This window comes from Dehalococcoides mccartyi (genome assembly GCF_001889305.1).
Taxonomy (GTDB): Bacteria; Chloroflexota; Dehalococcoidia; order Dehalococcoidales; family Dehalococcoidaceae; genus Dehalococcoides; species Dehalococcoides mccartyi_A.
On the sequence record NZ_CP013074.1, the window covers coordinates 1,233,574 to 1,252,449 of the forward strand.

At 47.6% G+C, this 18,876-nt stretch carries 21 protein-coding genes; 17 read left to right on the forward strand and 4 right to left on the reverse strand.

The genetic code is table 11. The features are described 5' to 3' along the window. The first annotated feature begins 10 nt into the window (after window positions 1–10). The 7 genes from ASJ33_RS06830 (at window position 11) to ASJ33_RS06860 (ending at window position 4,637) form a co-directional block, all read left to right on the forward strand. The gene (locus ASJ33_RS06830) at window positions 11–475 is read left to right on the forward strand and encodes a hypothetical protein (protein ID WP_041331259.1); all 465 of its coding nucleotides are present in this window, start codon (window positions 11–13) and stop codon (window positions 473–475) included. A 120-nt stretch (window positions 476–595) separates the two neighbouring features. Further along, window positions 596–970: a DUF2178 domain-containing protein gene (locus tag ASJ33_RS06835; protein WP_023652650.1), complete on the forward strand. Its 375-nt coding sequence runs from the start codon at window positions 596–598 to the stop codon at window positions 968–970. A 5-nt stretch (window positions 971–975) separates the two neighbouring features. Then, the gene (locus tag ASJ33_RS06840) at window positions 976–1,185 is read left to right on the forward strand and encodes a helix-turn-helix transcriptional regulator (RefSeq protein WP_012882380.1); all 210 of its coding nucleotides are present in this window, start codon (window positions 976–978) and stop codon (window positions 1,183–1,185) included. Further along, window positions 1,182–2,102, forward strand: a complete 921-nt coding sequence (locus tag ASJ33_RS06845; RefSeq protein ID WP_023652651.1) for an ABC transporter ATP-binding protein — start codon at window positions 1,182–1,184, stop codon at window positions 2,100–2,102. Before ASJ33_RS06840 ends, ASJ33_RS06845 begins: the two co-directional genes overlap by 4 nt. Continuing rightward, window positions 2,102–2,797 (forward strand): ABC transporter permease, encoded by a 696-nt coding sequence (locus tag ASJ33_RS06850; RefSeq protein ID WP_012882382.1) that lies wholly within the window; start codon window positions 2,102–2,104, stop codon window positions 2,795–2,797. The genes ASJ33_RS06845 and ASJ33_RS06850 overlap by 1 nt, the downstream gene beginning before the upstream one ends. 138 nt (window positions 2,798–2,935) lie before the next feature. Continuing rightward, window positions 2,936–3,418 carry an Lrp/AsnC family transcriptional regulator gene (locus tag ASJ33_RS06855; RefSeq protein ID WP_023652655.1) on the forward strand — a complete coding sequence of 161 codons (483 nt, stop codon included), beginning with the start codon at window positions 2,936–2,938 and terminating at the stop codon, window positions 3,416–3,418. 22 nt (window positions 3,419–3,440) lie between these two features. Beyond that, entirely contained in the window at window positions 3,441–4,637 is a 1,197-nt protein-coding gene (locus ASJ33_RS06860) for an aminotransferase class I/II-fold pyridoxal phosphate-dependent enzyme (RefSeq protein ID WP_041331262.1), read from the forward strand. 81 nt (window positions 4,638–4,718) lie between these two features. On the opposite strand, the gene trpS is transcribed toward ASJ33_RS06860, so the two are convergent. Together trpS and ispH are read right to left on the reverse strand one after the other, a co-directional pair. Further along, window positions 4,719–5,690 (reverse strand): tryptophan--tRNA ligase, encoded by a 972-nt coding sequence (gene trpS, locus ASJ33_RS06865; protein WP_012882385.1) that lies wholly within the window; start codon window positions 5,688–5,690, stop codon window positions 4,719–4,721. A 54-nt stretch (window positions 5,691–5,744) separates the two neighbouring features. Continuing rightward, on the reverse strand, window positions 5,745–6,599 hold the full coding sequence (ispH, locus tag ASJ33_RS06870; RefSeq protein ID WP_023652657.1) for a 4-hydroxy-3-methylbut-2-enyl diphosphate reductase: 855 nt from the start codon (window positions 6,597–6,599) through the stop codon (window positions 5,745–5,747). A gap of 85 nt (window positions 6,600–6,684) precedes the next feature. On the opposite strand from ispH, the gene ASJ33_RS06875 reads away from it, so the two are divergent. After that, window positions 6,685–7,695 carry a tagatose 1,6-diphosphate aldolase gene (locus ASJ33_RS06875; RefSeq protein ID WP_041331263.1) on the forward strand — a complete coding sequence of 337 codons (1,011 nt, stop codon included), beginning with the start codon at window positions 6,685–6,687 and terminating at the stop codon, window positions 7,693–7,695. Then, complete coding sequence (pfkB, locus tag ASJ33_RS06880) at window positions 7,692–8,624, forward strand: 1-phosphofructokinase (protein ID WP_041331265.1); 933 nt, start codon at window positions 7,692–7,694, stop codon at window positions 8,622–8,624. The genes ASJ33_RS06875 and pfkB overlap by 4 nt, the downstream gene beginning before the upstream one ends. 3 nt (window positions 8,625–8,627) lie before the next feature. On the opposite strand, the gene ASJ33_RS06885 is transcribed toward pfkB, so the two are convergent. Further along, window positions 8,628–9,485, reverse strand: coding sequence for a DUF5667 domain-containing protein (locus tag ASJ33_RS06885; RefSeq protein ID WP_041331267.1), 858 nt, complete (start codon window positions 9,483–9,485; stop codon window positions 8,628–8,630). 5 nt (window positions 9,486–9,490) lie between these two features. Next, window positions 9,491–10,030, reverse strand: a complete 540-nt coding sequence (locus ASJ33_RS06890) for an ECF subfamily RNA polymerase sigma factor, BldN family (protein WP_041331269.1) — start codon at window positions 10,028–10,030, stop codon at window positions 9,491–9,493. 365 nt (window positions 10,031–10,395) lie between these two features. On the opposite strand from ASJ33_RS06890, the gene ASJ33_RS06895 reads away from it, so the two are divergent. The 8 genes from ASJ33_RS06895 to ASJ33_RS06930 all read left to right on the forward strand — a co-directional run bounded on the left by ASJ33_RS06895 (window position 10,396) and on the right by ASJ33_RS06930 (window position 18,875). Next, entirely contained in the window at window positions 10,396–10,608 is a 213-nt protein-coding gene (locus ASJ33_RS06895) for a helix-turn-helix domain-containing protein (RefSeq protein ID WP_012882391.1), read from the forward strand. Window positions 10,609–10,634: 26 nt separating this feature from the next. Beyond that, on the forward strand, window positions 10,635–11,312 hold the full coding sequence (locus ASJ33_RS06900; RefSeq protein ID WP_023652662.1) for a LuxR C-terminal-related transcriptional regulator: 678 nt from the start codon (window positions 10,635–10,637) through the stop codon (window positions 11,310–11,312). Between the two features lie 105 nt (window positions 11,313–11,417). Further along, window positions 11,418–13,754 (forward strand): GspE/PulE family protein, encoded by a 2,337-nt coding sequence (locus tag ASJ33_RS06905; protein ID WP_041331270.1) that lies wholly within the window; start codon window positions 11,418–11,420, stop codon window positions 13,752–13,754. 9 nt (window positions 13,755–13,763) lie between these two features. Next, complete coding sequence (locus tag ASJ33_RS06910; protein WP_012882394.1) at window positions 13,764–14,969, forward strand: type II secretion system F family protein; 1,206 nt, start codon at window positions 13,764–13,766, stop codon at window positions 14,967–14,969. A gap of 11 nt (window positions 14,970–14,980) precedes the next feature. Continuing rightward, window positions 14,981–15,436: a type IV pilus modification PilV family protein gene (locus ASJ33_RS06915; protein WP_041331272.1), complete on the forward strand. Its 456-nt coding sequence runs from the start codon at window positions 14,981–14,983 to the stop codon at window positions 15,434–15,436. Next, window positions 15,433–15,987, forward strand: coding sequence for a PulJ/GspJ family protein (locus tag ASJ33_RS06920; protein ID WP_012882396.1), 555 nt, complete (start codon window positions 15,433–15,435; stop codon window positions 15,985–15,987). Before ASJ33_RS06915 ends, ASJ33_RS06920 begins: the two co-directional genes overlap by 4 nt. A gap of 30 nt (window positions 15,988–16,017) precedes the next feature. Beyond that, a complete protein-coding gene (locus tag ASJ33_RS06925; RefSeq protein ID WP_041331274.1) occupies window positions 16,018–17,145 on the forward strand; it encodes a pilus assembly PilX family protein in 1,128 nt (375 codons plus the stop codon). A 113-nt stretch (window positions 17,146–17,258) separates the two neighbouring features. Next, window positions 17,259–18,875: a DUF7305 domain-containing protein gene (locus tag ASJ33_RS06930; RefSeq protein WP_041331276.1), complete on the forward strand. Its 1,617-nt coding sequence runs from the start codon at window positions 17,259–17,261 to the stop codon at window positions 18,873–18,875. Window position 18,876 lies beyond the last annotated feature (1 nt).

An 18,876-nucleotide genomic window follows, 5' to 3' on the forward strand; every position in this document is an offset into this window, starting at 1 on the left:
TGGGAAATCCATGATTAAGCAACCAAGCGAATGGTACCAAACCAGCAGTGAGACTGTTTCCGAACTGGAAGCAAATTTAAGCCAAAAGGAAGCGAAAAAATACCGACTTAAATGGCTTAAAACAGTCCTTTACCAGATGGACAATTTCGGACAAAACTGTGAAGATTGCAGCATGTTCCGCCATGCACTGACTGCCTGCCTGAAAACTCTGAAGAATAAACCTGTTGCCAAAGGTGATGAGGAATCCTACTTCAACACCTTAAACGGGATTGTTATTCACCTGCAGAGTAAGCACAAGCTGACACCCCCCGGTGAAAACATGGGCATCTGGCTGGCGCTAGGGCTGGCCATAGGTGCAGAGCTGGGATATGTGCTGAACAATATGGCTACCGGGGTTACTATAGGACTGGTTACCGGGTTGGTTATAGGCGGGATTCTGGATATCGCCGCCCGCAAACAGGGGCGCGGTATTTAAAAACGGTTGGTTAGTATAAATAATCAGGCGGCTGGAAACAGCCGCTTTCTGTTTATTTCTTAAATTTAGAATGTACAGCATCATTGACATTTTGTATATATCGTTTTACAATACAAACCTATGAGTATTAAAGCTTACCGGTATATAGTCATTTCACTATCAGTAGCCATAGGTAGCATTGTAGGATGGGCTGCGATTAACGAATGGTATCTGGTAGGGCTGCTGGCAGTGCCTCTGCTTATAGGCATGAGTATATTTCTGAGAAGCCAAGTACGGGGTGTATTGGCAGACGAACGCCAGTACCGTATTCAGGAAAAGGCGGCCAGCTTTACTATCCGTATTTTCGGCCCGGTAGTCGGCATAGCACCCCTGATTTACCTGATGATAAATGAAAACGCCGCTTCTTCTCCCGAATATTGGCTGCTTGTCGGAATGGCAATATTTTTCATTCTGCTGTATGACTTGGCAAATCTTTACTACCGCAGCAAAATGTAGATACCATGCAAAACAAACTCAAGGTTTTAAGAGCCATAAATAACCTTACTCAGGAAGAACTGGCGGACAAACTGGGTATAACCCGCCAGACTGTTATATCTATAGAGCGGGGGAAATACTCCCCTTCTCTGGAACTGGCTTTTAAGATAGCTGCCCTTTTTAAAACAACTATAGAAGAAGTATTTACATATAATACTGAACAGGAAGGACAATGATAGAAGTAAGCAACCTCAGCAAAATCTTCAAGGGCAAAACGGTGCTGGATAATATCACATTTAATGTCGCCCCGGGGGAAATATTCGGTTTTCTGGGGCCAAACGGCGCCGGAAAAACCACCACCATGAGAATTATTTTAGGACTTTTAAACCCCAGCAGCGGCCAGGCAACCTTGAATGGCAAAAATCTGGCTAGAGATGATGCCGCCAGAAGCAAAGTGGGAGTGCTGCTGGAGGTGGACGGCATTTATGACCGCCTGAGCGCCTATGAAAACCTGCGGTATTTTGCAGATATCTACCAGATACCCAACCGCGAAGCCCGGATAAATGAACTGCTGGAATTTTTTGACCTGAACGGACGGCGGAATGACCCGGCAGGCAAATTTTCAAAGGGCATGAAACGTAAACTGGCTCTGGCAAAAGCTATTATGCACAAACCGGAGGTTCTCTTTCTGGACGAGCCGGCCTCAGGGCTTGACCCCGAAGCTCAGAAAAACTTCCGTGACCTTATCCTGTCCCTCTCACGCGAGGGGAATATGACTATTTTCCTGAATTCGCATGACCTGGACGAAGTCCAGCGTATCTGCAATAAAGTGGCCATTATCAAAGGCGGCAAACTGCTGGCCTGGGATAGTCTGACCAATTTGGATAGGAAAAACCGCCAGCCCGGCATGGAACTTTCCTTTGGCAACACAAATGATATTGAGCAAGCCGAAAAACTGCTCACCACCGCCAAACTGGCGGTTGATATCCACCGCACCCAGGAGGGCCTAACCCTGACCCCGGCTGAAGGGGTAGATACCCCGAAGATAATCAGCCATCTGGCTAGTCATAATATCAGGCTGGAAGAAGTACGCAAACTCAAACGGTCTCTGGAAGAGATATATCTGGAGACTATGAAACAGGAGACCAAATAATGCAAAATATACTAACCGTAGCTAAAAAAGAAATGCGGGATAATTTCAGCAACAGGGGTATGCTTATTCAGGCACTTATCATGCCCTTGTTGTTTGGTTTCCTTTATTCCAACAACCTGTCAAATCAGCCGGGCTTGGGTTTATCCATTAACGGAGTGGTTTTTTACCTGTCTATCATGATAAGTGCCTTTATGTCTTATATGTTTCTCAGCCAGGCATTCGTAATGGAAAAATACACCCGCACTATTGAAAGCCTGATGTGCACCCCGCTCAGCCTGCGGGATATTCTGCTGGGCAAAGTGCTGGGGGTAAGCGCCTCCACCTACCCTTTTGTCCTGCTGGCAGTTTTGATACCCATTATCCGTACCGGACTTGAAAACGGGGAGTTTATACTGCCCTCGCTGGCTATATTTGTGCAGGTGCTGTTTGTGACACCGCTGGTTATTCTGGGTTTTGTAAACCTGATGGGCTTTTTAAACCTGTATGTGGGGCTGAAAGAGTACCGCATTTTAAACCTTATAGTTTTTGTGCCCATGTTCGGGCTGATGGGTGCGGGTATAGGTCTGGCCAGCAATATTGATGCCCAATGGACTTTGGTGGGCATAGTAGCCGGAGCGGCAATATTGATTCTGGGTATTTCTACTTACCTGACCCGTTTCCTCAGCCGGGAAAGGATAGTAACCACCCTGCCTTAAAATATTTTTATCAGCCTGTTTGCCCCCTGTGTATTATGTACACAGGGGGCATTTTTTTGACAGCGGTAAGTAAAGAGGAGTATTTTTTAGATTTAAATATATCTGTTATAATAGCTCTACCACAAACAGGAGAAAATAATGCTTAGTGACATTTTAAAAATCCTGGAAAATGACTCCCGCATTACACCTGACAGACTGGCCTGCATGACCGGCCTTCCCGAAGGGGATATCAGCCGCGAGATAAAACAGGCCGAAGCTGACAAGACCATCCTCAAATACAAAACCGTTGTCAATTGGGAAAAACTGGGCAACGAGCAGGTTTTCGCCTTGATTGAGGTTAAGGTCAGCCCCCAGAGAGATGTGGGTTTTGATGCCATTGCCGAAAGGATTTACCGCTACCCGGAGGTGCGTTCCTGCTACCTGCTTTCAGGCACATATGACCTGCTGGTAATGGTAGGCGGCAAGACTATGCAGCTGGTTGCCAATTTCGTAGCCCAAAAACTGGCTCCTATTGAAGGCGTGCAGGGAGCGGTTACCCATTTCCTGCTGAAACGCTACAAAGAAGATGGTGAAATAATTGACGGCAACGATGATATCAAACGCGAGCCGGTAGTTCTTTAATAAACATTCAGAGGTTTGAGCTATGACATCACTGGTGGGAACGGACAAAGGTTTTATCTCGGACAGAGCCAAAGAGCTCAAGCCTTCCGGCATACGCAAATTTTTTGACCTGGCCGCCAAGATGGGCAGCGGAGCTATCTCTCTGGGTGTGGGTGAACCTGACTTTACAACCCCGTGGCATATCCGCGAATCTGCCATTTACGCTCTGGAAAAGGGCTATACCATGTACACCTCAAACGCCGGGCTTCTGGAACTCCGTCAGGAAATATCCAAATACCTGTACCAAACCTACAAACTGGAGTACAACCCCGAAACCGAAATCTTAATAACCGTGGGCTCAAGCGAGGCTCTGGACCTGGTTATGCGGGCCACCCTGAACCCCGGTGACGAAGTACTTATGACTGACCCAGCCTATGTGGCTTATCCTTCCTGTGTCTTTATGTCATACGGCAACTCGGTACAGATACCCACTTTTGAAGCTAACAATTTTGAAATAAGTGCGGCAGATATAGCCCCCAGAATTACCCCCAAGACCCGTTCAATTTTGCTGGGGTATCCTTCAAACCCCACCGGGGCGGTTATGCCCAAGGCCAAACTGGCCGAGATTGCCAAGCTAGCCTGCGAGAAGAACCTGCTGGTGGTATCTGACGAGATATATGACAAGATTATCTACTCCGGTTTTGAACATACCTGCTTTGCCACTTTGCCGGGTATGCGCGAACGGAGTGTGATTATAAACGGCTTTTCCAAAACTTATGCCATGACCGGCTGGCGGATTGGCTATGCAGCCGGTCCAGCTGATATTATCCAGGCTATGACTAAGATACACCAGCATACCATGCTGTGCGCTCCTATTGCCGCCCAGAAAGCCGCCCTGGAAGCCCTGAGGAACGGGCAGGATGACGTGCGGCTGATGGTAGAGGAATATGACCGCAGACGCCGCTTTATAGTAAAAAGCTTCAACGACATGGGGCTGTCCTGCTTTGAGCCCAAAGGCGCTTTTTACACCTTTCCTTCAGTCAAAAAAACCGGACTGAGTTCAGCCGAATTTGCCGAAAAGCTGCTCCTGGAAGAAAAGGTGGCCGCCGTACCCGGCACTGCTTTTGGTGACAGCGGCGAGGGTTACCTGCGCTGCTGTTATGCTACCTCCATGAAAGATATAGAAGAGGCTATGAAGCGTTTCCGCCACTTTTTAAAGCACAACTGTCCCGGAATATAAGCCGGTTGTTTATTCAGTAAAACTAAAGCCCCGCCAAAAGCGGGGCTTATTTTATAACCTTAAATTTGCTAGTAGTTGGAATCAGCGGAGATTCATTTTCCGGCGGACTTCGTCAATAGTCTCCCGGGCTATCGCCCCTGCCCGTTCCGCCCCGTCTGCCATAATACGGTAAATCTCATCAGGGTTTTCAGCCAGCTTGCTTCTTTTTGCCCGGATAGGGCGCAAGTAGACGTTGATAGCTTCGGCCAGAGCCCGTTTGCACTGAACACAGCCTATGCGGGCATTTTGGCAGTCATCTGCAATCCGGGTAACCTCCTGCGGGCTAAAATAGTTATGCAGCTTGTACACGTTGCAGATATCAGGGTGTCCGGGGTCAGTCTTGAACTGGCGGGCGGGGTCAGTAACCGCACTCATTACTTTTTTGGCAGTCTCTTCCTCTGACAGAGCCAGCTCAATATGATTGTTGAGCGACTTGCTCATTTTGTCCTTGCCGTCCAGACCGACCACTGTGGGGAAATTGGTCAGGCGTGCCTGCGCCTCAGGGAAGGTATCCCCGAATTTTTCATTGAACCGGCGGACTATTTCACGGGTAAGCTCCAGATGAGGCAGCTGGTCAACCCCCACCGGCACTAAGTCAGCCTTGTAAAGGGATATATCTGCCGCCTGAAGCACCGGATAGCCTACCAGGCCATAGTTAACATTATCAGGGTGCATCCTGACCTTTTCCTTGAAGGTGGGTACCCGAAGCAGCCAGCTTAGAGGGGTAATCATGCCGAACAGGGTAAAGAGTTCGTTTATTTCCGGCACCTGAGACTGAACAAACAGGATACACTTTTTGGGGTCCAGACCCGATGCCAGCAAATCCAGCATCATTTCATATATATTTTCTTTTAAGGCATCCGTTTCTTCCAAAGTGGTCAGAGCGTGAATGTCTACTACGCAGTAAATACATTCGTAATCATCTTGCAAGGCCACATAGTTTTTAACCGCTCCAAGGTAGTTGCCCAGATGGAGACGGCCTGTGGGACGGACACCGGAAAAAACCCGTTTCATTTGCTCCTCCTAAATAACAGGTGGATTGTAACATAAGCTAAAGCTAATTTAAAGCTAAGTTCCGGCTGAAAGGCTGCCCAGATACGAACAGACTTCGGATATGGTGGTTTCGTCAGTGGAAGCCCCGGAGGTAATGCCGATACGGTTTACCCCCCTAAGCCATCCGGTTTGCAGTTCCGAAGCAGTTTCTATCAGATAAGTGCTGGACACAGTCTTGCACAAATCCAGCAAATGGCGGGTATTGGCGCTGTTATGCCCGCCGATAACCAGCATCAGGTCTACCCTGCCTGCCAGTTCCAAAGCGGCCGCCTGCCGCTCCCGGATATCGTGGCAGAGAGTATCCGCTATACGGATTTCAGCATCTTTCACCAGAGCCTGGTCTATCACATTTTTTACAAACGAAGTGAAACCGGTGGGTATCTGGGTGGTCTGGGAAAGCACCCCTATATATCGGGATACATCAGGCACGTCAACCAGTCCCTGCGGATTAAGAGTAGCCAGCCCGTCCCCGCCTGCCCAACCCATAATGCCCTTAACCTCCGGGTGGTTTACATCACCGTAGATTACGGTAAAAAAACCGGCATCATGAAAGCGTTTGGCAGCTACCTGAGCCCTTTTCACAAACGGACAGGTAGTATCCACTACCTCCAGCCCCTTAGATTTCAGTTCATCTAAAACTAAAGGCCCCACCCCGTGGGAGGAAATGGCTACCGTCCGGCCGGAAATGTCATCTATATTCTTTACTACCCGGACACCCATGCCCGAAAGGCGGTTTAAGACCTGCTGGTTATGCACCAAGGCACCCAGCGTCTCCACCCCACCCTTTTCAGCGGCTGTTTTTTCCAGTATGTTTATAGCACGCCGCACGCCAAAACAAAAACCAATATTAGATGCACATTCCACTTTCATAGCTAAAAGCCATTATATCCCGTATATCCTGCCAAAACAAATAGTTCTTGATTTAGATGCTTTAATGCTACATAATGGCTCTAAGATGACTATCAGCGCGGGTAAACTGCTTAACCTGACTGCTCTGGCCAGCCAGAAAGGCTTATTTGAGATTGCGGCTATGGATCACCGCGGCTCAATAAAAAAGCACCTCTGCCCGAAAACCACCGAAGAAGAATGCTACCACAGCCTGGCTGATTTCAAACTGAGCCTTTGCCGGGCTTTTTCAGGACAGGCCAGTGCTGTACTCCTTGACCCCATTTACGGGCTGCCTGAGTGCCTGGCCCAAAACGCCATTGCACCCGGCTGCGGCTTGCTTGTCAGCCTGGAATCAAGCGGTTACGGCGGAGAGGCCGAGTACCGGACTACCGAACTCCTTAAAAACTGGGGGGTAAACAAGATAAAACTGCTGGGGGCAAACGCCGTCAAGCTGCTGCTGTATTACCGCCCGGATATAAAAGATTTAGCCAAGACCCAGCAGCTTCTGGTAAAAACCGTGGCTGACGAATGCCGCAAACTGGATATCCCCTTTGTGCTTGAGCCTGTTACCTACCCCACCGGGCAGGAACTGAAAAATGCCGGGCTTTTTGCCAAGAACAAACCTGGTTTAGTCCTTTCCACCGTAGAAGATTTGGCAGGACTGGGTATAGACATACTCAAGGTGGAGTTTCCCGCCGACCTCCGCTTCAGCCTGACCGAAGATGAGGCCTTTATATCCGCCCGAAAACTGGACTCCATCTGTCCCGTACCCTGGGCTATACTCTCTGCCGGGGCGGATTTTAACCTGTACGTGCGTGAACTGGAGATAGCCTGCCAGTGCGGGGCATCCGGTTTTCTGGCCGGAAGAGCCGTCTGGCAGGAAGCTTTGGAGATAACCAACCCGGTAAACCGCCAGGATTTTATAAACCGCGTGGCCGCCGAAAGGTTTAAACGCCTGTGTCAGATAGCTGAAAATACGGGGCGCCCCTGGCATGAAAAACTGGGACTTAAAGCGGGTAATTTTATAAACCCCGGGCTTAACTGGTATGCCAACTACCAGCAGGGAGAAAACCCATGATTACCACCGTTACCCTAAACCCCTGTCTGGATAAACATATAGACGTGCATGGTCTGGTACTGTACGAAACTAACCGCTGGCATCTTATGTCCAAATATGCCGGCGGCAAAGGCATAGATGTATCACGGGCGGTACATGAAATGGGAAATGATACCATTGCCTGCGGTTTTCTAGGCGGCGAAGAGGGACGGGAGATAGAAACCCTGCTTGCAAAACAGGGGCTTAAATACCGCTTCACTCCCATAAGCCAGCCTACCCGAAGCTGTTTTATAATATACGACACTAAAACCCGCCGCCAGACTAACCTTAACGCCCCCGGCCCGCGGATAACGCCGTCTGAACTGAAACTTTTTCACGAAGACCTGCAAAGGGAAAGCGCTTCGTCAAACCTTATTGTTATGTCAGGCAGCGTACCGCCGGGTATACCTTCAAACGTCTATTTCACCCTTATCAAGAGTGCCCATAAACTGGGCAAGCAAACCATACTGGATGCCACCGGCAAATACCTGCGGGCAGGGCTTAAGGCTAAACCCTGTCTGGTAAAACCCAATATCCGCGAAGCGGAAGAGCTGCTGGGCAGGAAACTGGAAACCGAGGCTGAAATAATACTAGGGGCTAAGGAAATAGTCCAAATGGGAGCGGGCATAGCGGTAATCTCCATGGGCAAAAAGGGACTGATAGCCAGTGACGGCAAGCAGGTGATAAAAGCCAGCTCTCCCTATGTACGGGTAAAAAGCGCGGTGGGGGCGGGTGATTCAACGGTGGCCGGCTTGGCCATATCCCTTTGCCGTGGATATAGTCTGGAAGAAGCCTGCCGTTTAGGTGTAGCTATGGGGACAGCCGCCGTGATGACGCCGGGCACCGAACTCTGCCACCGCGAAGACGTTCAGTACTGGTTACCCCGTATTAAAATCCGCCGTCTGGCTTAGCTTTCAGGGAATATCCATAACATTTAATATCCTTTGGTAAGCCGCAATAGCATTGGCAATCACCCAGGCCATATCCTCACGCACATCATCGGAAGCCCTTTCCAAAGCCAGATTAAGGGCATTCTGGTTGGCAATAGCTGAAAGTATAATATCATTTTGAGTAATATTGACACTACTGCCAAAACTTTCAGTCAACCCAAAGCTTTTATCCGGCAAATTGGCGGCAGGCGCAGTTAGGATAGTATCGTCTCTGCCCTGAGAGTTGGCAGCCGACATCACACTATCTTCAGCCCCTATCAGATTAGCCATAGCAGACAACGCCAAGTTCAGCTTGTCGTTAGTTTGCCTTAGCAGACTAACCTGATTCGTATCCGCCAGATAAATTATCTCGGCAACTCTTCTATCGGCAATCTTGTTCATGGCATTTATTTTACCCTCTTCGCCAAAGGAAAAACTCAGCCAGAGCTCTTCGGTTGCCAGCTTTACACTGTAGAGGGGATTATCAGGCATACTGCCGGAAGCAGCTACTGCCACCCCTCCGCCCGAAACAAAAAGAAGCATAATGGCACTGACAAGCCCGGTTGCCCAGTTAAGACGCCACCGGAAAAAGCCTTTCTTGTGCTTGCTTTCATTCAGGGCAGACATAAATTCGTAACGGGCTTTGGCTTTGAACGACTCCGAAGGCTTGCAGCCTGAGGCAAGAGCATCAATACCGGTAGCGGTTTTGAGCAAAGGAGCAAGCTCTACCGCCTGGTCAGGGTACAGACGCAGGCAGCTTTCCAAATCCTGCCCGTTTATAAGTATACGGTCTAAGCATTCGTTTAGGATATTATCAAATTCGGGATTATTTTTTACATTCATTTTATTCACGCTCCAGAGAGCATTCGGCGGAGTGATGACACTGCACTGTGCTGCAGCGCCTTGACCGCACCCGGAGTTTTATTCATTATTTTGGCCACCTCGGTAATCGGCAAATCCGAGGAAAAACGCAGGGAAATAACCTCCTGCTGGGCGGGTGTAAGTTTACCGGATACCTCCACAAACTTTTCATAGTCTATATTCACTTCGGTAGTTTCCACCGGGTCATCAGAGCAGGCCAGCGGGGTCACCAGTTCTATATCCACCGTGAGCTGGCGGTTTTTTTTCCTCAGATAGTCTACAATCTGATTATGGGCAATACGGTACAACCAGGCAGAGAACGGGGTATTATCTTGCCACTTGAAGGAAGATATAGACCGGAGCATGTTCATAAAGACCTGCTGGGTCAAATCTTCGGCCTCCATCTTATTGCCGATCTTCAAGGCAATATAACGATAAATCTTATCGAAATATTCCTCGTACAATCTGGCAAAAGCCTGCTCGTCTTTTTGTTGAGCAAGCTCAACCAGGTGTCTCTCTGTTTGCACCAGTAAGATCCCCTTCTTGGCCGGCCTCTATCTGAGGACTCCCGGCCGGTCAAACCCGGTTATTTACCCGTGCACAAATTATAACGAAGCAGTTTTTAAAAAGATAGCAACTGGGAAATATTATAAAAAGATACTCGCATAAATATTTTTTCCTTTAAAATCTATCTTTCCGTAAACGAGGGGGTTGAAATCCAGACTAGTTTCCGTCATTATAGGAAATGTATACCTTTTGGCTTCTATAAGTTATCTTAACTTATATTACTATTTTCCTATACAGCTTAGTACGTTCGGGGGATTGGATAGTAGAGTTTATATCATGTATAGTTCTGAATAGTTAGGTTAAGATACTTTAAGAAAGGACTGCCATGGCAAATCATGAAGATAATACAGTCTCGCCCATGCTGACTACCAGCGAAGTAGCCCACATGCTGAATGTGCATATAAACACCGTACGTCGCTGGAGTAATCAGATGGTGCTTAAATCCTATCGGATTGGGGCCAGAGGTGACCGCCGCTTCCGCAAGGAAGATGTGGAACAGTTTTTGGAACGGGAAGGCAAAACCAAGCTCCTGAAATAAACTTGGAGTAAAAGAAGGGACAAGCAATGGAAGACAACAGCAAAATCAGGGTAATGGTCATAGATGAGCAACCCTTTTTCAGAGCGGGTGTTGCCCAGGCCTTATCCGACAATAATTTTGAGATACTCCCAACCGATACTCGCAAAGACCCCCTGGAACAGGTTGAAAGCAAGATGCCGGATGTAGTACTGCTGGGTTCAGACCTGATAGCTTACAGCGGGCTTGATTTGGGCAGACGGATTGTGCGCACCTTTCCTAATACCAAGGTTATCATCCTTTCGCCAAACCCCAATGATACCGAATTGTTCGAATGCATCCGGACAGCAGCTGTGGCCTGTCTTAAGAAAAGCAGTACCGCAGAAGAGCTTGTTGAGACTATCCGCCGGGCTAACCGGGGCGAATATCCTATTAATGAAAGCTTAATGAGCAGCCCCAATCTTGCCAAACAGGTACTGGCCCAGTTTCAAGATGTTTCCATGCTGGGTAAGGATGCTTCCAATTTTGTTACCCCTTTGACCAACCGCGAAAAACAGATATTAACCCTGATTGCCAATGGCAATACCAACAAACAGATTGCCAATAATTTGGAAATAAGCGAACAAACCATAAAAAACCATGTCAGCGCTATTTTACGCAAGTTAAACGCCAATGACAGGGCGCATGCGGTGGTTGTAGCTATACGCTGCGGCCTTATAAATATTTAAATTTGGCTTATTTTTGACAAATAGTTGCACCTTTATGCGAATTATGCGTAAGATGTTATAATAAAATGGATAAAAGCCAATAAACAAGCTGGAATATGGTTAGAAATGTTACAAAATAAAGTGAAAGACACAGAACTCCGCAAACTGGTTAGTAAAAGGGTGGCTGATTATTTGTCCAGCCACAATTACCAGGTGGAAAGTGATGTTAAAATAACCGGGCAATCCGGTGTAGAGCATGTCTTTGACATAGTGGCCCGCCGGAATGATGGCTTTACCACCAGGACTATGGCGGTCTGCATAATTCTGGGTTCAAACCAGGAAGAAGAAAGCGGCGCTATTTTCAATTTTGCCAACAAAGCCTTTGATACAGGCATAAATGAACGTATCCTTATTGCCATACCCAAACTTACCCCCGAAACCCGAAATCTTGCTGAAAAACAGCGGATTAAGGTTTTTGACGAAGACCGGCTGGAAGACCTGCTGGTTACCAGTTCCAAACGGCCTAACCGTTTGGAGGGTATAAACAATATCTTCTCCCGCGAAGACCTTATCAAGGCGCTTACCGAGCTGGGCTATACCATAAGAGAAAATGCCCGTATCAAAGGGCGTTCCGGTATCTCACACGTATTTGACATAGTGGCCAGCGATATAAATACAGACAACTACACTCTGGGTATAGATATTATTAAAAAACAGCCTTCCATGGAACTTCAGGATGTGGCTCTCTTTGATGCCAAAGCCTTTGACTGCGGTATATCTGACAAGATTATGGCTACCACAGCCAAAATAACTCCTGATGCCCAGCAGTTTGCCGATGCCCAAAAAGTGAAACTTATAAAATTTAAACCCATTTCTACAGCTACCGAGGAGAGTGCCGCTGTAACTACAGCTGAAGAGGTACTAAAAACTTCGGCCAAAACAGATTCTAAAAACAGCAAAACCGGGGTAACTGACCTGCGCCAGTCGCCCCGCCCCGAAGCCCTCAAGCTTATCCCTGAGGTGCTTGCCCGGCGTTATACTGCCATACCTTTGAATATAGTGGGTAATACCTTAGAAATGGCTATGGCAGACCCGTCTGACATACTGGCACTTGAGGCCTTTTCTGCTCACTCCAAACGCCGCATAAAGCCCATACCGGCAGATGCCCGCGAGATACGCGAATCTATAGACTTTAACTATAAAGGCTACGGGGATATTGAAAAATACCTCTCCCGCATGTCTATTCCCAGTGAGGTCACAGATGACCGTCTGGCTATAGATGCGGCTATTGACGCACCGTTAGCCCAAGCCCTTAATCTTATCATTGAAGAAGCGGTAAAAGCCCGCTCATCAGACGTACATATTGAACCCAACGAAGACCGCCTGCGGGTGCGTTTCCGTATTGACGGCACTCTGCAGGACATGATGTCTCTGCCTATTACCGCCCACCGGGCTATTATTTCCAGAATCAAAATTCTGGGTGATATGAATATTGCAGACCATTTCCACGCACTTGACGGCCAGTTTACGGTAAATGCCGGCGGACGCGAAATAGATATCCGGGCGGCAACCGCCCCAACTGTAAACGGGGAAATGTCTGTACTGCGATTGCTTGATAAAAGCCGGGCCACTATAGAACTTTCGCAGCTAGGTTTTTTGCCTGAAGGGCTGGAAAAATATAACAAGATGCTCAAAGTGCCTTATGGCATGATACTTATCAGCGGTCCTACCGGTGCGGGTAAAACCACTACCCTTTACGCATCTATAAACTCGCTGGATATCATGCGGCAGAATATTATTACCATAGAAGACCCGGCGGAATACCGTTTTAAAGATATTAACCAGATACAGGTAAATGTGCAGGCAGGTATTACCTTTGCCAGCGGCCTTAGGTCTATACTCCGCCTTGACCCTGATGTAATACTGGTAGGTGAAATACGTGATTCGGAAACAGCCAATATAGCCGTTCAGGCAGCCCTTACCGGCCACCTTATGCTTTCATCTATCCATGCCAATGATACTACCGGTGTTCTCTACCGCCTGATAGACCTTGGGGTAGAACCCTTCCTGATTGCTTCAGCTGTGGTAGGGGTAGTAGCCCAACGCATGGTCAGGCGTATTTGCCCGTACTGCCAGCACACTATTGAAGCACCGGTGATTGAGCAGTTGGCTTATGAACGTGAGATAGGGGAAAAGCGGACTAAATTTGTATACGGCAGCGGCTGTAAATCATGTGCCTTTACCGGCTATCTGGGACGGGTGGGCCTGTTTGAAATAATGACTATAAGCGATGAAGTCAGACGACTCATGCTGAGCGGGGCTTCCCCCTCGGAGATACATGCCCAATCCATTAAAGACGGCATGACTACCATGATGAAAGACGGTATGCTGAAAGTAAAGGATAATATAACAACTCCCTCCGAAGTACTACGCAGTGCTTATTCTCCGGAGGAGCAGTATTGAGGTAAGTAAATGGATTTTAATTATGTAGCTTACGGGCAGGATAAGAGGCTTGTAAAGGGGAAAATCCCGGCTACTTCGCTGGAGGCAGCCCAGAGACTGCTGAGCCATAGCGGTTACCAGATTTTAAGCATCAAACCCATTACGCCCTTCTTCAGCACCACCAGTTCATTTAACTTCTCAACGGTAAAACCCAGAGAAGTTATTCTGTTTTCCCGCCAATTGGCTTTGCTGCTTGAATCCGGTACGGATATTGTAACTTCACTGGAATTACTTCAGGAACAGACTACCAATAAACTTTTCCGGGATATTATCGGCGAAATTGTAAATGATATACGCGGAGGGAGTTCGCTGTCTCTAGCAATGAGTAAGCACCCCAAGGCTTTCCCGCCTTTGTATCACCGGGTCATTGCGGCCGGTGAACAGGGAGGCAGCCTTGAGATAGTGCTCCGTAATCTGGCCAACTTTGTCCAGCGGAATGTAGAAACCGAAAAGAAAATTAAAAGCGCCCTAACCTATCCCGGTGTAGTTGCGGTGGTAGGTATTCTGGTGCTGTTGCTTATGGTTACATTCGTACTACCTGCATTTACCAGTTTATACTCCCAAATGGGCACTGAACTGCCCACCCCGACTAAAATACTTATAGGCCTGAGTGATTTCTTTGAGGCATGGGGTCTGTATGTAACAGGGGCTTTCGTAATAGCGATAGCTGCGCTGGTGATTTATATGCGGACACCAATGGGGAGATACCATAGAGACCGCATAGCCCTTAAACTACCTGTAATCGGGCGTATTCTGCTCCTTTCAGAGCTTTCACGCGCCTGCCAGACCATGTCATTGCTGTTTAAGGCCGGCCTGCCGTTGCCTGAAATTATGAACCAAGCCACCACTGCGGCAAACAACAAACTTATCAGCAACGCACTGGCCGAAGTACAGCATGATCTGATAAGGGGCGAAGGGCTTTCCCGTCCCATGACTAAAAACCCGCTCTTTCTGCCTATGATGGTTCAAATGGTAAGCGTGGGTGAGGAAACCGGTAAACTTGACGACACATTATCTACCGTATCAGCTACCTATGATACCGAAGCTGACGACCGGATAAGTGCTGCCATAGGCATGATACAACCCATTATGACTATAGGTATCGGTTTGGTAGTAGGCTTTATTGCCGTTGCCCTGGTATCTTCCATGTACTCCTTATACGGGCAGATCGGCTAAGGATAAATAAAATGCGAAGAAAGCTGCTGAGTCACCAAAAGGGTTTTTCCCTGATTGAGGTGCTGATTGCCCTGGCTATTATAGGGCTTATCGGGGTGGCTTTCCTGACAGCCCTCAATACAGCGGTTAAAGCGGTATCCCTAGCTAACGTACGCACTACTTCTGAAAGTTATGCCAAGAGTACCATGGAGCAGCTGAAGAGCTTTTCATACCTGTCTGCAGCAGATGGCGCAGTAGCGGATTATACATTCCTGAGTCCGTCTGATAACTCTTTTATTATATGCACTTATAACCGTGACGGAAACCTGATACAAAACAAAATTTACGGTATACCCTGGGATGTGGTTACCAATAACCAAAGCACTACAGATAAAGGCATCCAGAAGATAACTATAGTTATCCAGCACAATGAGGGCGGGGTAAACAAGATTATCTTTACCCTGATAGACTACGTGACAAGCAGATGATTAAGAACTATTTTAAATACAGCCGCAAACAGAATGGGTTTACTCTGGTGGAACTGCTGGTTGCCTTGGCCATTACCGGGCTAATAATGGCGGGGATGACCACCAGTGTCTTCCAGTTGTTTACCGTCACTCAGCGGAGCAATGACCATATGACTATTATCCGCCATCTGGACATAACCGGCAGCTGGCTGTCCAATGATATCCAGATGGCTAATGAACCGCCAATATGGGATACTGACACACATACCCTGACTATAAACCAGACAAGGGCACTGGCAGATCCTACTGACCCGGACTCCGATATAACTGATTACATTGTAACGTATAACTATAGTACTGTTACAGGTTCACTTACCCGGACAGAATTGCGTCTGTCGGACAATTATACCCAAACGAGCCTCATAGCTGAGTACATTAGTGGTATACTATTTGAAGATGATCTGGCATCAAATGAACTGAGCGGTGCCGTAGACATCAAAATAATTATAACTTTGCATACCCAAACAGAAGAACGGCTATTACACATTAAACCCAGGATAAGCAGCACCTAACGCATCAGTTCTGATTGGGGAGGTGTGGAGATGAGAAACTTAATAACTATAAGCAGAAGATTTAGAAGCCAGCAGGGTCAAGCTCTGGTTGTTGCCCTAATATTCCTGGCAGTAGGTGCCATCATGATTCCGCCCCTGCTGATGCTGATGGGTTCGGCCTTGGTGCAGGGTACAACCTTTGAAAACCGGACTACCGGTCTTTATGCTGCGGATGCCGGCATAGAGCAGGCTATCTGGTATCTGAATCCGGAAAACAGCCCCCTGATACCCGGCGGTTTACCGACTAATATCGGAGAAACCCGCACTCTGCCAGGAATTTCCATAGACGGGCGGACTGTTGGCGTGACTTTGTCTTACCTTACGGAGGATACATACCAGATTATGTCTACCTCCACCAGCCCAACCGAAACCATCAGTGTAACTGCGGTGATAAGTGAGACTTTTAATAACTATACCGGTATATTAAACCATGTCATTACTTCACAGGGTGATTATATTATTCAGGGCGGACAAGCCAGCGTCACCCCTACTACAGGTGACAACGCACCTATAGCCTATTATGAGGGCCCATGGCCAAACATAAATGAGCTGTCCACCTTCTATTATGTAAATACCACCCCGTATACTTCAGCTACTCTCAACCTGGCAGACTATCCGGCCGGTGTACCTGAAATACTGCGGCTTGGAACACTTGATATTGTAGCTACTTCAAATGCCGTTTATACACTTCAAGGTGATGTATACATAACGGGTGATACGCTTATCGGCATGACCGGTTCTAATTTTACTCTGGACTTAAACGGTCACTCTATATATGTGAAGAGCAACACTGCCGGCAACCAATATGCCCTTCGCATAGGAGGTAAATGCACCCTGGTTGGCTCAGGAACTATCATTGCCGAAGGTAATATAGAGTTTAAACCCAATTTAGCTACCAGCTTGAGCGATTATATATTTGTCCTTTCGGTAAACGGCAAAACATATATGCAGCCTAACGGTAATTTTTACGGTACACTGGCAGGATCAACTGAAGTATACCTGCAAAACGGTTCTGTAACTTATTCAAGCCCGTTTGACGAGTACGGCAACTATAAGATAGATTTTCCCGGCAGCGGCCTCAGCCATTTCTGGGGAGTAATAACATGGAGTATAAGTTGACATATGTCCAAAAATGTTGCCCAAGGTTGAATATGACGGTACAGACCTGATAGTATAATGGGATATAGTCCATTTTTGGTAATTTTATACAAGAGATTAGAGAGAAAAACACTATGGGTGATATTAAAAAACTCATCAGGGGCGAAAAAGGGGCTTCATTAGCTGTTGCCCTCATCTTTTTGGCAATAGGTGCCATAATGATTCCTCCCCTGCTGATGCTGGTAGGTTCAGGTCTCAAACAGGGTGCTGCTATTGAAAACCGGACTGATGCTTTGTATTCTTCGGATGCTGGAGTGGAATGGGTTATAAATATACTCAAGACCGGCGGTGAAGGAGTGACGGACTCTTACGGTAATATCGGCCTGCCAAACCCCCAAAGCCCTACCCGCACTTATAACCTGTCTGATTTAAACGGCAGTGCCGTCATGGTAACTCTGACGTACCATGACGTAGGCAGCTATTATGACGTAGTCTCAACAGCCAGTCTGAATGGAAGGTCTATTACCACAAACGCTACCTTAAGATACCAGCTGAGCGGAAGTAGTGTATTTGATAACGCCATTACCTCACTTGACGGTGATGTAAAACTTACCGGTTCTTCCAGTGTAATTTCAGACCCGCGGAATCCCCCCGGTGCTATAGTTTATTCCGGAGGAGAACTTATATTAACCGGTTCATCTTTTATTGAAGGCAATGTTTATGCTGATGACGGTATTGAACTTGGCTGGTCAACCCCCATAACCGGTGATGCTGTTACGCCTGCCGGCGTAAACCGCCCCGGTAATATAAGCGGTACAGTCACAACCGGTGCGGCTCCCCAGTTACCGAGTATATTAACAGATGCTGAAATAGCCGCCATTGTGTCAGATATCCAGAATGAAACGGCGTTTACAGCCTTTAACCCTGGTCCGGTTACCCGGGCTGACAACAAGGGAGACTGGAGTATAGGCTACTGGCCTGTACCAGCCTCAATCTATTATACCGCTGAACGTATCCAACGGGATTTGAATATCTCTACAGATACCCCCTTAACCTTCAAGTCCAGTGTATATATAGGGCGTGATTTCAACCATAACAATTCCACCACAGCAATTTTTGAGGGGCCGGTAGTTATACTGGGTAATCTCAAAGTAATAGGCAGCGGCCATATCATCTTCAAAAGCTCTGTCTGGGTGGGCGGAAACATAGACTTAGGCGGCAATGTAAACGTAGAATTCCAAGGGAAAGTATACACAGGCGGTGATTGCAAGCTGGCATCCGGCGGCACAGTCCCGTTCGGTGATACCCTGTATGTTGCAGGTGACCTCAAAACAACCGGCAGCCGTGAAGTTGAACTTGGCGGCAGTATATTTGTCGGCGGAGACCTTGACCTTGCCGGCAGTTCACAGATGGTTGGAGCTGAAACAGTAATAGTGCTGGGAGATATAGACCTTACGGGCAGTACTAAACTTACCGATGTAAATGACATACCCTTTATCCTGTCTCCCACCGGTGATTTTGATATGAGCGGCTCTTCATGGGTATCTGCTGTCGTATATGCCCCGCAGGCTGATGTCAGCCTGAATGGCGGTGTAAACCTGTACGGAGCAGTGGTAAGTAACAGCTTAACTGTTACCGGCAGTTCACAGATACAATACCCCACATCTCTTTCAACCCGAACTGACTTACCGGGCGGAGGAACTTCCAATGCTGTTCTGGAAATACTCGCATGGAATACACTCGGCGGTTAAG